The organism is Streptomyces sp. 8K308, assembly GCF_004348315.1.
In the GTDB taxonomy this organism is placed as follows: domain Bacteria; phylum Actinomycetota; class Actinomycetes; order Streptomycetales; family Streptomycetaceae; genus Streptomyces.
Map to the genome: position 1 here is coordinate 1 of NZ_SMKC01000209.1, position 12289 is coordinate 12289.

Annotated in this window: 14 protein-coding genes, 1 pseudogene and 1 riboswitch; of the genes and pseudogenes, 4 read left to right on the forward strand and 11 right to left on the reverse strand. The window is 73.5% G+C overall.

All coding sequences use genetic code 11. From position 1 onward, the window contains the following. Positions 1-32: 32 nt before the first annotated feature. Together mnmA and E1265_RS24305 are read right to left on the reverse strand one after the other, a co-directional pair. Entirely contained in the window at positions 33-1160 is a 1128-nt protein-coding gene (mnmA, locus tag E1265_RS24300; protein ID WP_132933132.1) for a tRNA 2-thiouridine(34) synthase MnmA, read from the reverse strand. 27 nt (positions 1161-1187) lie between these two features. After that, on the reverse strand, positions 1188-2357 hold the full coding sequence (locus E1265_RS24305; RefSeq protein WP_132933133.1) for a cysteine desulfurase family protein: 1170 nt from the start codon (positions 2355-2357) through the stop codon (positions 1188-1190). Between the two features lie 93 nt (positions 2358-2450). On the opposite strand from E1265_RS24305, the gene E1265_RS24310 reads away from it, so the two are divergent. Next, positions 2451-3131, forward strand: a complete 681-nt coding sequence (locus E1265_RS24310) for an N-acetylmuramoyl-L-alanine amidase (protein ID WP_132933134.1) — start codon at positions 2451-2453, stop codon at positions 3129-3131. Here the strand turns inward: E1265_RS24310 and E1265_RS24315 are convergent. The 4 genes and pseudogenes from E1265_RS24315 to E1265_RS40795 all read right to left on the reverse strand — a co-directional run. Next, positions 3124-3300 (reverse strand): hypothetical protein, encoded by a 177-nt coding sequence (locus E1265_RS24315; protein ID WP_243741077.1) that lies wholly within the window; start codon positions 3298-3300, stop codon positions 3124-3126. The two genes, E1265_RS24310 and E1265_RS24315, sit on opposite strands and share 8 nt — an antisense overlap. A 39-nt stretch (positions 3301-3339) precedes the next feature. After that, positions 3340-3924 carry a hypothetical protein gene (locus E1265_RS24320; RefSeq protein WP_132933136.1) on the reverse strand — a complete coding sequence of 195 codons (585 nt, stop codon included), beginning with the start codon at positions 3922-3924 and terminating at the stop codon, positions 3340-3342. Then, a complete protein-coding gene (locus E1265_RS24325) occupies positions 3921-4559 on the reverse strand; it encodes an RNA polymerase sigma factor (RefSeq protein ID WP_132933137.1) in 639 nt (212 codons plus the stop codon). Before E1265_RS24325 ends, E1265_RS24320 begins: the two co-directional genes overlap by 4 nt. 582 nt (positions 4560-5141) lie before the next feature. After that, a pseudogene (locus tag E1265_RS40795) lies at positions 5142-5741 on the reverse strand (peptidoglycan recognition family protein); the annotation flags it as partial. Positions 5742-6055: 314 nt separating this feature from the next. On the opposite strand from E1265_RS40795, the gene E1265_RS24335 reads away from it, so the two are divergent. Beyond that, positions 6056-6988 (forward strand): endonuclease/exonuclease/phosphatase family protein, encoded by a 933-nt coding sequence (locus E1265_RS24335; RefSeq protein ID WP_132933139.1) that lies wholly within the window; start codon positions 6056-6058, stop codon positions 6986-6988. Positions 6989-7042: 54 nt separating this feature from the next. Here E1265_RS24335 and E1265_RS24340 read toward each other — a convergent pair whose 3' ends face one another. After that, a complete protein-coding gene (locus E1265_RS24340; RefSeq protein ID WP_132933140.1) occupies positions 7043-7279 on the reverse strand; it encodes a chaplin in 237 nt (78 codons plus the stop codon). Between the two features lie 131 nt (positions 7280-7410). Then, the gene (locus E1265_RS24345) at positions 7411-7950 is read right to left on the reverse strand and encodes a flavoprotein (RefSeq protein WP_132933141.1); all 540 of its coding nucleotides are present in this window, start codon (positions 7948-7950) and stop codon (positions 7411-7413) included. A 111-nt stretch (positions 7951-8061) separates the two neighbouring features. On the opposite strand from E1265_RS24345, the gene E1265_RS24350 reads away from it, so the two are divergent. After that, positions 8062-9258: a helix-turn-helix transcriptional regulator gene (locus E1265_RS24350; protein WP_132933142.1), complete on the forward strand. Its 1197-nt coding sequence runs from the start codon at positions 8062-8064 to the stop codon at positions 9256-9258. Between the two features lie 176 nt (positions 9259-9434). Then, complete coding sequence (locus E1265_RS24355; protein WP_132933143.1) at positions 9435-9641, forward strand: hypothetical protein; 207 nt, start codon at positions 9435-9437, stop codon at positions 9639-9641. 154 nt (positions 9642-9795) lie between these two features. On the opposite strand, the gene E1265_RS24360 is transcribed toward E1265_RS24355, so the two are convergent. From E1265_RS24360 to E1265_RS24370, 3 genes are all read right to left on the reverse strand, one after another. Beyond that, positions 9796-10269 carry a DNA starvation/stationary phase protection protein gene (locus E1265_RS24360; RefSeq protein WP_132933144.1) on the reverse strand — a complete coding sequence of 158 codons (474 nt, stop codon included), beginning with the start codon at positions 10267-10269 and terminating at the stop codon, positions 9796-9798. Between the two features lie 91 nt (positions 10270-10360). Further along, entirely contained in the window at positions 10361-11143 is a 783-nt protein-coding gene (locus E1265_RS24365; RefSeq protein ID WP_243741078.1) for an enhanced serine sensitivity protein SseB C-terminal domain-containing protein, read from the reverse strand. Between the two features lie 71 nt (positions 11144-11214). Next, complete coding sequence (locus E1265_RS24370; protein ID WP_132933145.1) at positions 11215-11982, reverse strand: enhanced serine sensitivity protein SseB; 768 nt, start codon at positions 11980-11982, stop codon at positions 11215-11217. A 175-nt stretch (positions 11983-12157) separates the two neighbouring features. Continuing rightward, a riboswitch (glycine riboswitch) is annotated at positions 12158-12249 on the forward strand. Positions 12250-12289 lie beyond the last annotated feature (40 nt).

Genomic DNA, 12289 nt, shown 5'->3' on the forward strand with positions numbered 1-12289 from the left:
GCACGGCCGCAAGGGCCAGCGCGCGGAGCCGCCTACGCCGAGCGCGTAGCGAGACCGCGGGTCGTGGTCGCGATCGTTGCGGAGCCGACGACGCGGGGGCCGTCGTAGAGGACGACCGCCTGGCCGGGCGCCACCCCCCGTACCGGCTCCGCGAAGCGGACCCGCAGCGCGCCGTCGACCAGCTCCGCCGTGACCGGCGTCTCGCCGCCGTGGGCGCGCAGTTGGGCGGTGTAGTCGCCCGGGCCGGTCGGCGGGGCGCCGCACCAGCGGGGGCGGATGGCGGTGAGTTCGGTCACGTCGAGCGCCTCGACGGGCCCGACCGTGACCCGGTTGTCGACCGGCGAGATGTCCAGCACGTAGCGCGGCTTGCCGTCCGGCGCCGGGTGCCCGATCCGCAGTCCGCGCCGCTGGCCGACCGTGAAGCCGTGCGCGCCCTGGTGGGTGCCGACCTTGTGGCCGGTCTCGTCGACGATGTCGCCCTCGGCCGAGCCGAGGTGGCGCGCGAGAAAGCCCTGCGTGTCGCCGTCCGCGATGAAGCAGATGTCGTGGCTGTCGGGCTTGCGGGCCACCGCGAGACCACGGCGCTCCGCCTCGGCGCGGATCTCGGCCTTGGTGGCGCGGGTGTCGCCGAGCGGGAACATCGCGTGCGCCAGCTGCCGCTCGTCGAGGACGCCGAGGACGTAGCTCTGGTCCTTGGACAGGTCGGCCGAGCGGTGCAGTTCGCGGCCGCCGTCGGGGGTGCGCACCACGCTGGCGTAGTGGCCGGTGCAGACGGCGTCGAAGCCGAGTGCCAGCGCCTTGTCGAGCAGCGCCGCGAACTTGATCTTCTCGTTGCACCGCAGGCACGGATTGGGCGTGCGGCCGGCCCGGTACTCGGCGATGAAGTCCTCGACCACGTCCTCCCTGAACCGCTCGGCCAGGTCCCAGACGTAGAACGGGATGCCGATGACGTCGGCGGCGCGGCGGGCGTCCCTGGAGTCCTCGATGGTGCAGCAGCCGCGCGCCCCGGTCCTGAAGGACTGCGGGTTCGCGGAGAGCGCGAGGTGGACGCCGGTCACGTCGTGCCCGGCCTCGGCGGCGCGCGCGGCGGCGACGGCCGAGTCGACGCCGCCGGACATGGCGGCCAGCACCTTCAGCCGCGTGGCAGGTGTGTCAGTCATAACGTCATCCAGGGTACGGCGCGCGGCTCAGCTGAGCCCGGCGGTTCTGGCCCGGGCGACGGCTGGGCCGATGGCCTCGGCGACCGCGGCCACGTCGTCCCGGGTCGTGGTGTGGCCGAGGCTGAACCGCAGGGTGCCGCGGGCGAGTTCGGGGTCGGCGCCGGTGGCGAGCAGCACGTGGCTCGGCTGCGCCACGCCGGCCGTGCAGGCGGATCCGGTGGAGCACTCGATGCCCTGGGCGTCGAGCAGGAGCAGCAGCGAGTCGCCCTCGCAGCCGGGGAAGGCGAAGTGCGCGTTGCCTGGCAACCGGCCCGCCGGGTCGGGGTCGCCGCCGAGGACGGCGTCGGGGACGGCGGTGCGGACGGCGGCGATCAGCTCGTCCCGCAACGCGCCGACCTCGTGGGCGAACGTCTCGCGGCGGGCCGCGGCCAGCTCGGCGGCCACCGCGAAGGCGGCGATGGCCGGCACGTCGAGGGTGCCGGAGCGGATCTCCCGCTCCTGGCCGCCCCCGTGCAGCACCGGCGTCGGGGTCCAGGCGCGGCCGAGTAGCAGGGCGCCGATCCCGTAGGGGCCGCCGATCTTGTGTCCCGAGACGGTGAGCGCGGCGAGTCCCGAGGCCTCGAAGTCCACCGGCAGCTGGCCGACCGCCTGCACCGCGTCCGCGTGCATGGGGATGCCGAACTCGCCTGCGATGGCGGCCAGTTCGTGGATCGGCTGGATGGTGCCGATCTCGTTGTTGGCCCACATCACGGTGATCAGCGCCACATCGTTCGGGTCGCGCTCGACGGCGGCCCTCAGCGCCTCGGGGTGCACCCGGCCGTGGGCGTCCACCGGCAGCCAGTCGACGTCGGCTCCCTCGTGGTCGGCCAGCCACTCGACGACGTCGAGGACGGCGTGGTGCTCGACGCGGCTGGCCAGGACGCGGGTGCGGCGCGGGTCGGCGGCCCTGCGGGCCCAGTAGAGGCCCTTGACGGCGAGGTTGTCGGCCTCGGTGCCGCCGGCCGTGAAGACCACCTCGCTCGGCCGGGCGCCGAGCGCGGCGGCCAGCGCCTCGCGCCCCTCCTCGACCGTGCGCCGGGCCAGTCGCCCCGAGCCGTGCAACGCCGAGGCGTTGCCGGTGTGGCCGAGCTGGGCGGTCATCGCCGCGATCGCCTCGGGCAGCATGGGAGTGGTGGCAGCGTGGTCGAAGTAGGGCATGGTGGAGTCGATTCTACGAGCCGGGGTGGAACCGGCCGCGGGCCACGGGCGTTCTCGGCTGCGTAGAGCGTGGAGGGGGCTGGAGAGTGCTCGATGGGTGAACATGGGAACGCCACGCGCCGTGGCCTCGGCCGGCGCGCGGTGCTGCTCGGCGGCGCGGCGGGGGCCGTGGGCCTCGGTGGGTTCGTCGCGCGGGACACGTTGAACGACTGGTGGTGGCGATACTCGGGGGCCGAGACGCCCCGGGTCGAGGGTGAGGTGGATCACCCCGGCGCGGAGTGGGTGCCGGCGTCGGGTGCGAACTATCGGCGGGCCAGCCGGCCCCGCGGCTACGACATCGACCGGGTGGTGATCCACATGCCGGAGGCCACCTACGACATCACGCTGCGCGTGTTCCAGGACCCGGGCCACCAGGCCGCCGCGCACTACGTGGTGCGCTCGGAGGACGGTCATGTGGCCCAGATGGTCCGGGAGCTGGACGTCGCCTACCAGGCCGGGAACCGGAGCTTCAACGAGCGCAGCATCGGCATCGAGCACGAGGGCTGGGCGGACGAGCCGTCCTATCTGACGGACGCGATGTACGAGTCGTCGGCGCGGCTGGTGGCCGGCATCTGCCAGCGGTACGGGATACCGGTGGACCGGGAGCACATCGTGGGCCACAACGAGGTGCCGGACGTGGTTCGGATATGCCCGGGCCCGCACTGGGACTGGGACCGCTACATCGAGCTGGTGCGGAACGCCGCGCCGCCGACGGCCGAGCCGGCCGCTAGCTGAGCTGGCCGAGGCGGCTGAGCTCGGCGGCGCAGCGCTCCGCGTCCTCCCGCCGCTCGAAGAGCGCGGCCCGCAGGTGGTAGGTGTCGGGGTCGGGGACGTGGGCGAGATGGCCCTCGTCCGAGACGACGTACCAGCCGCGGGTCGCACTGTGCCGTGCCTCGTAGCGCATGCGCGCCACGGTACCGGCTCCGGTCGGCCGAGCGGGGGGCTATGCGCAGGAGCCGTGGAAGAAGGCGAGGGCGTCGTCGTCGCCGTTCGTGTCGTGGACGACCGTGTCGCCCGGTTCGAGCAGGAAGCCGGTCTCCTGGCCGGTGCCCGGCAGCTGTTCGAGGCCGCTGCTCGCCTGGATGATCCGGAAGGACACGCGCTCGTCGACCGGGCCCATGTCGCCGTCGGCATCCACCCGCGCCAGGTCCATCGGCCCCAGGGGGTGGTAGCGGTCGCCGTCACCGCAGACCAGCACGTCCTCCGGCTCCTCGACGATCGTCATGCCGGCGGCCCGCAGGTCGGCCACCATGTTCCTGATGTCCTCCGAGTCGTACTCGCGGAACTCGGAGTAGGTGAACGCCACCGTGCCGTCCTCGTTGCGCTCCACCGCGTAGGCGGGCGAGGCGCCGCCGCCCGGCAGGAGCAGGAACGCGGCGGCCGCGGCGGCCGCCGTGGCCAGGCCGAGGCCGGCGCGGGCCGGGGTGATGGCTCGGCGGCGTGGCGCGGCCGGCGCCTCGGTGGTGGCGGCCCGGCGGACCTCGTGCTTGAGCTCGTCGAGCAGGCGGTCCTCGAAGGTGGTGTTCATGCGCTGCTCCCGGTGATCGCGACGGCGCCGTCGGTGGCGGTGGTGGTGGTCTCGGCGGAGGTGGTCTCGGCGGAGGCGGTGCCCCGGTTCCCGGCGAGCGCCGCGCGCAGCCGGCCGCGGGCGCGGTGGAGGCGGACGCGGGCGGCGGTGGGGCGGATGCCCAGGGCCCTGGCGGCCTCGGAGACAGAGAGCTCGTCGGCGGTGATGAGTTCGAGCAGCGCCCGCTCACCCTCCGGCAGCTCGGCGAGTGCCGCGACGAGGCGGCGGCCCTCGTTCTCGGCGACGAGCTTCTCCTCGAGTCGCGCGATGTCGTCGGGGGCCAGCAGCCGGCGGCCGGCGACGCGGCCGTTGAGCACGTGCTGGCGTGCGGTGCGGCGGCGCTCGGCGGAGACGACGTTGCGGGCGACGCCGTAGAGCCAGCCGCGCTCGGTGCCGAGGGCCGGCCGGTAGGTGTGCCCGGAGTCGATCACGGCTAGGAAGACCTCGGCGGTGAGGTCGGCGACCGTGTGCGGATCGTCCACCCGGCGGGCCAGGAAGCGGGTCACCGCGTCGACGTGCTCCCGGTAGAACTCCTCGAAGAGTTCCGGGTCCCGGGCGGCCGCCGCCGGCCCGCCGCGGCTTCTCGTTATGTTCATGTGAGGTCTCCCGTCCTCGTCCTTCCTACATCTCCGCTTGGCGCGAGGACGGGAGAGCGTTACCCGCGGGGTCCGGCCGGGCGATCAGGCCGGCCAGTAGAGGGCCTCGGCGCCGGCCCAGTCGACGGTGACCGGTTCTTCGCCGAAGTGGATGACCTCGACACGCAGGCGACCCTTGCGGCTTCCGGTGAGCTGACCGGTCCAGGTGTAGGTGAAGTGACCGTCACCACCGGCGTGCGCGGGCGAGTTGATGGGCAGGGTGCTGGTGCGCTCGAACGTGCCGTCGTCGTCCTCCTGGTACCTGGCGAGCCGGATCTGGAACTCGGCGCCGCGCTGCAGGCCCTTGACCCGTACCCCGATCGAGGCCGTGAAGTAGACCGGCCCGAACAGGATGCTGACCTGCGGCTCCCTGTCCACCCATTTCCTGCCGTCGTGCTGGCGGTTGAAGTGGAGCGTGGTCCAGGTGTCGGGCTGGATGGTCCTGGTGTACTCGTGCGTGCCGTACAGGGAGCGCTTGGGCACTGTGTCCCCCTCCTCGTCTTCCTGGCCGCCGGTGTCGGGGCTCCATTCCGGGTCGTGCCGCAGTCGTTCGGCGACGCGCCGCCGGACGTCGCCCATGCTGATGCCGGGGCCGCGCGGGTCGACCTTCCCCGGCTGCCACTCCAGGTGGCCGATCACGCTCGTGTCGCCGTCCTTGCCCCAGCCGTGCGCGCGGCAGAGGGCCGCGGAGGCGCGCACGATGGCCTCGACCTGGGCGGCGGGCCAGGGGTCCTTGTTGTCGCCGAGGTTGACGCACTCGAAGCCGTAGAAGTGCGTGTTGCCGTCGGTGTCGGTCTCGTTGTCGGCTGGCAGGTCGCGCTCGGCGATGACGGCGGCCAGCACGTCGCCGTCGCCCCTGCCCGCGTGGTTGGCGCGGCCGTGGCCGACGAGATACACCGTGCCGTCCTTGGCGATCACGCCGTGGCACAGCGGGCCCGGCAGGTCGGAGCGGCCGTTGTAGCACAGGGCCACCGAGGAGTCGGTGCCCGAGGTGACCGTGTGATGGATCATCACGCCGTGCACCGGACCCCAGGCGCCGGCGCCGTTGCGGTTGTGCGTCCGCCATGACCTGTACTCGACGACCTTGACGCCCTCGTCCTTCAGAGCCTTGAGCAGCTTGTCGGCGGACAGCGGAGTGGCCATGGTCAACCCCCCGATCGGATAAGCGGTTGCGAACCCCGGCTGGTGGGCTCGCGTACTCCTATGACATCTACGTCCGGGTCAGGCCCGCCGCAAGACGGCGCATGCCGCGAGGCCCGGACCTCTTCCTGCAACTGCCATGAATCTACGCCTGGTTGATGCCCTCTGCCGGAAGGTGGGAAAACTTGTACCGCCTCGACAGAATTCAACGGGAACCGGCGCACCTCCCAACGTTCGACTGGCGTTCGGCGCGTGGACGCGTGCGGCGGCAACAGTTCCTCGTCGGACGCTGACTTCCCAGTTCAAGGAGGACTGTCATGAGGATTTCCCGGCGAGGGGTGCTCGGCGCGGCCGGCGCCGCGGGCGCCGCCGGCCTGGTCGGCCTCGGGGCGACGCAGGCCACGGCCGCCACGCCCCAGGAGCGGGGGTCACGCGGCGCGCTGATCGGCGAGGCCACCGGCGACCGACTGCACGTGATGACGTTCAACATCCGCATGGACGCGAACGCCGCACCCGGGACGCCCGACTCCTGGACCGACCGCCGTCCGGTGCTCGCCCGCTTCCTCGAACTGGAGCGGCCGACCCTGCTCGGCGTGCAGGAGGCCCTGTACCACCAGGTCAAGCAGGTGCGGGACGACCTGCCCGGGCACTACGACTGGATCGGCCTCGGCCGGGAGGGCGGCGGCCGCGGCGAGTACATGGCGATCTACTTCGACGCCCGCCGCGTCGAGCCGCTCGACTACGACCACTTCTGGCTGTCCGACACGCCCTCGGTGATCGGCTCGACCAGCTGGGGCAACACGGTGGTGCGGATGGTCACCTGGGTGCGGTTCCGCGACGCGCGCACCGGGCGCGAGTTCGTGCACGTGAACACCCACTTCGACCACCAGTCGGAGAACTCGCGCCAGCGGAGCGCCGCGCTGGTGCGCGACCGGATCGGCGGCTTCGACCCGGCGCTCCCGGTCCTGCTCACCGGCGACTTCAACACCCCCGCCGGCACCTCCGAGTCCTACCGGATCCTCACCGCGGAGGCCGGCCTGTCCGACACCTGGCTGACCGCCGAGCGCCAGCTGACCCCGGCGTGGGGCACCTTCCCCAACTACCGCGACCCGGTGGAGGGCGGCAACCGCATCGACTGGGTACTGGCCGGCGAGGGTGTCACCGTGCTGCGCGCGGCGATCAACACCTACCGCCACGAAGGCCGCTACCCCTCCGACCACGCCCCGGTGCAGGCGCTGGTCCGACTGTGAACCGCGCGAAGCCCCCCGCCTGGCCGGCCGGCCGGGCGGGGGGCTTCGCGCGGTTCACTTCTGGATGCAGACGTTGCCGAACGCGGGGTTCAGCAGCCCGACCAGTTTGACGGTGTTCCCACAGACCTGAAGTTGCAGGTTGATGGGGACCTGGACGTTGTTGCCGGACAGCACGCCCGGGGAGCCGGCCGCGAGCCCTGAGGCGTTGGCGTCCGCGTTGGCGACACCGGCCGCTCCCACGACACTGACGGCCGCCAGCGCGGTGGCGGCGAAGGCGCTACGCATGCGCATGTCTGTACTCCTGCTTTCCTGATCGGGATTCGACAGAACGTCGTCCCCGATCACACCCGCCACCACGCCGCCACGCCGGGCATTCACCCGCACGCGGGCGTGGCTCGGCCGAACGTTGCCGACCGCGGCGCTCACGACATGGTGTCCGCGGCGGAGAGGGCCAGGTGCCAGGGGTAGGTCTCGGGGTGGCCCTGGCCCGGGGGGTTGGGGACGAAGCCGTCGGGGGCGCCGAGGAGGACGCGGGTGCCGGTGGCGCGCAGAGTCGCGACCGAGCGGTCGAACTGGGGGTGCGAGGCGTAGGCGCTGTTCACACACGGCATGACGATCAGCGGCCGCCGCTTGCCCAGCGCCTCGCACGCGTGTGCGGCGACCCAGGTCGGGGTCAGGCCGAGCGCGACGGCGTTCACCGTGTTGAGCGTCGCGGGGGCGACGGCGGTCACGTCCGCCGGGGGCCAGCCGTCGCGCGCGCCCGGCACGCGGTGCTCGACGCGCACCGGGTGGCCGGTCAGCGTGGCCAGTTCGGGGAGGCGGTCGGCGAGCCAGTCGGCCGCGGTCGGCGTCATCCCGAGACACACCTCCCACCCCGTGCCCTGCGCCGCGCGTATCGCCCGGTCGACGTACCGCACCGGCGGCGCGGCACAGGCCAGCAGGTGGAGAACGCGGTTGCTCATGAGAGCAGTTCAGCACACACGACCGACCGCGCCCCCCGGAGTGGCCGGTGGTCGGTCAGGGGTAGAGCCGTTCCAGTGCCCGAGCGAGGAACGGAAAGGAACGGAGTCCGCATGCCAGACCCCTGTCCCGACGACCACGACCGCACCGGCGCCAGGATCGCCGCGCACCGCAAGCGCGCCGGCCTCACGCAACGCGGTCTCGCCCAGCGCATCCCCTACTCATACAGCCTGCTGAGACACGTCGAGGCCGGCCACAAGAAGGCGTCGCCGCAGCTGACCGCCGCCGTGGCGCGCGCGCTCGGCGTCCCCGTCACCGCGCTCACCGGCTCCTCGGTGCACACGCTGCGCCCCGACCGGGTGGCCGCCCTGGTCCGGCCGATCCGCGAGTCCCTCGACGTCTACGACCTGCCGGTGGACGCGTACCTGCCGCAGGCGCCGGCGGTGGAGCTCGCGACCGCCGCCGACGGGCTCTGCCGGGACGTGCGGGCGGCCCGCCTGCACCTGGCGGCCGCGTCGCTGCCGAGCCTGCTGCTCGACCTGTTCGTGGCGTGCCGGGAGCGGCCGACGACCGAGCTGTGGCGGTCGCTTGCGTCGACCTGCCGCAGCGCTCACGACGTGGCCACCAAGCTCGGCTACCAGGACCTCGCGGCGCTGGCGCTCGACCGCATGGGGTGGGCGGCCGAGCGGGCGTCGGACCCGGTGCTCGCGGCGATCCGACAGTACAAGCGGGCGCTGTCCTATCGGTCGCGGTCGGCGCAGCACCACATCGGTCTTCGCATGGTCGCCGAGGGGCACCGGCTGCTGGGCGAGGGTGCGGGGGACGGCCTCGCGGCCCGTGCGGCGGCCGGCCAGCTGCACCTCGGGGCCGCCGTGCTCGCGGCCCGTACCACCGACGTCTCGCTGATGGAGGCCCACCTGGCGCAGGCCGGCGAACTGGCCGAGCGCACCGGCGAGATCGGGCACGTGCACTGGCTGTCGTTCGGGCCGGCCAACGTAAGCGCGCACGAGACGTTCGCCCGCCTCGAGCTGCGGCAGTTCGACGCCGCCTACGCGGCGGCGCGCGCCGTGCGGCCACCGCGCGGCTGGGCCACCTCGCGCCGTGCCGCGCACCTGGTCGACCAGGCGCGGGCCGAGTTGGAGACCGGCCGGACGGACGCGGCGCTCACCTCGCTGTCGCTGGCCCGGCGGCTCGCGCCCCAGCAGACCCGCTTCCACCCGCGGGTCCGCGAGACGGTGCAGGGCCTGCTGCACATCCGGCGTCGCTCCCCGTACGCGCTGTCGCGCCTGGCGGCGTGGGTGGGGGTCTGACGCACCCACGCTACGCGTGTCACCCAGGAGTGACACTTGGCGTCCCGACGGGGCGTCAGGGTGGAGGAAACCGTTCACCGACGACGCCTTGGGGGACCTGGTGCACATCGAAACCGCCGCCGTCCGTCACGGCGCTCCGTCCATATCCCGACGGCGGGCGCGCGCGAGGGCCCGCCGTGCCTGACCTGCCGGCCCCCGAGACCGCGGCCGACGCCGACGCCGGAATCGAGACCGGGGCCGAGGTCACGGTCGTCACCGGCCTCGAGGGGCCCGTGGAACCCGCCGCGCCCGTCACGTGCTCCTACTGCGGCAACGGCATCGTGGTGCACGACGACCACGCCGCCAACTGCCCCTGGCACGCGGGCAAGGCGGCCGCCAGCTGAGCGCCCACGGCGCTCAGCTCGGCCGGGCGACGGCCCGCGGGCGTTCAGCCGCGGAGCCGCCGACGCCCCGCGTCCGGTTCATGGAGCGACCCCCGGCCGCCCTTCCGGGGAGGCTCGGGGGCCTCGCGCTCTCCGGCTCCGGTTCCCTTCCGCCTCAGCTGCCGTTCTCGGCCTGGAACATCCAGGCGTGCTTCTCCAGGTCCTTGGTGACCTGGATCAGGATGTCCTCGGTGACCCGGTCGACCGGGCCGACCTCGTCCATGCGCTCCCGCATGCGGATGATCACCGCGTTGAGCGCGTCGACCATGGTGCGAACGGCCTGGGTGTCCTGCTGCCAGCCGTCGGCGACCTTGGCGATGCCGGTGCCGGCGGCGACGGTGGCGGCGCGGCCGTCCGGGGAGACGCCGAGGGTCGCGGAGCGCTCGGCGACGGTGTCGGAGTGGGAGCGCGCCGTCGACACCACGTCGTCGAGCTGGAAGTGGATCGACCTGAACCGGGGGCCGATGATGTTCCAGTGGGTCTGCTTGGCGACCAGCGCGAGGTCGATCAGGTCGACCAGGGCCCCTTGCAACGTCTCACCGACGATCTTGGTCGCCGTGTCGGGCAGCGAGCTCTTCACCGTGTACATGCAGCGTCCCCTTTCAGAGCACGAGTGTCTGATATGTGACGTCTGCCTCCACCGTAACCCCGGGACCGGTGCCTCCGCCCGGTCAGCCGGGTCAGCGGGGACGGGGGTACCCGTAACCGTGCTGGCGCAGTGAGCCCGGATCGTGTGCCGCGGGGGCGTCGCGGTCGTAGAAAGGGCGGGCGTTGGCGCGTAACCACATGGCGACCGGGTCGTAGCCGTCCGCCATGGCGACCGTGCCCACCGGCAGGCCTTCGGGGACGGCGGCGATGGCCTGCCGCATCATCCCCCGCACGGCCTCCGCGGAGCGCTCGTCCGGCTCCGCCACATCCAGGCCGATCACCAGGTAGGCCGGGCCGACCGCGGGCTGGACCCAGGCGCGGCGCAGGCTGCGGAGCGCCCGGGTGCGTTCGGCGAGCGCGACGAGCTCGGTGTAGAAGCCGTCGGCCCGGACGCTGGGCTCGGTGATCCGCAGCGGACCCGCGGGGAGCCGGTCGAGGCCGCCGGCGATCCGGCGCAGGTCGAGCCAGGGGATGCCGAGGCCGCCGCCCACCGCGTGCGGGTTGAGCCACAGGCCCCAGTGGTCGGGGTAGAGCGCGGCGGCGATGTCCCGGCCGCTGACCACCTCGTGCTCCCTGGTCCAGCCGCTGGCCAGCAGCTCACGCCGGGAGGTGACGCAGGGCGCGTAGCCGTGACCGGCCACCTCCACGCTGCCGTACTGGGCCTCGGGGTCCCCCGGCCGGCCGTGCCACAGCAGCATCCAGACCTCGCCGGCGGCCAGCGCCCCGAGCAGCCGTTCGTACTCGTCGAGGCGGTCGGGGGCGATCCTGGGCAGCAGCTCCTCGACGCCCGCTCCGTCGCCCTCGCCACCGGTCACCGAACCCACCCCTCCCCGTGCCGCTCACGCCGTCGTCGTCCGCCCCGTCCGCACCGGCCGGGGCGCGCGCGTCAGGCGTCCCGCCTGTAGAACGGCTGCACGCACTCCCTGAGCCAGTCCACCACGGGATCCTCGGCGGCATCAAGAAGCACCAGTTGCACCGGCCAGACCACCGGCCGGCTGGCCAGCGCGCGGCCGAGCGCGTCGTGGACGGCGAGCCGGCTGGCGTCGTCGAGGTGCTCGAGCTCCACCCCGACGAACAGCGAGGGCGAGCCGCCCTCGGCGCTGGCCAGGCCGCGCCGCGCGGTCCGCACGAAGCCGAGGCCGGTCAGCTCGCCGGAGACGGCGGCCAGGAAGTCGATCGGGTCGTCCTGCCAGTCCGGCTGGAACAGGCGCATCCGGGCCCCGGACGGCACGCCTGGCGCACGCTCGCCCGGGCTCACCCGGCACAGCTCGGCGACCACGCCCGGCGGCACCGGCACGCCGACCGTGCCGCCCGGGTTCACGGCTATGCCGACCTGCGGCGGCAGCCCGCGCGCGAACTCCCACGCCGGCGCGACGGCGAACGGCAGGTGCGAGGCGCCCCCCAGGTGCAGCTGCTCGGCCGAGCTGAAGACGGGCACGAACACGCCGCCGTTGAGCTCGATGGTCGGCAGGTCGAGGCTGCGGCTCTCCCGGTCGCCGCCCTCGGGCAGCGGCACCCACAGGGCGCTGCGGGCCAGCACCTTCAGCAGCCGGGGGCCGGCGTCGGCCACGCCCAGGGCCGCCGCCAGCGTCTCCTCGAGCTCGTTGCTCGGCCAGCCGCCGCCATAGCCGGGACCCTGCCTTGCCATGTTCATCGATTCAGCCCACCATCTGCTCGGAATACGCTCAGATCACCATCCGCTCACGAGCGCCGAGAGGCACCATAACGGCTACCGGGCGGGCCCGTTGGGCCGAGCGCCGCCGCGACCGGGCCGCCGACGGCGGTTCGTGCGATGATGTCCGCACCACGACAACCGCATACTGGCCGTTCGACCGCGCGCGGGAGAGTCCCCGGCGTGCCGGGGCGCCGAAGGAGCAAGTCCTCCCTTGAATCTCTCAGGCCCCGATACCGCGCGCGGAAGGCGAATCTGAAAAGCGGGCCGGCCCCACCCGGTGCGGCCC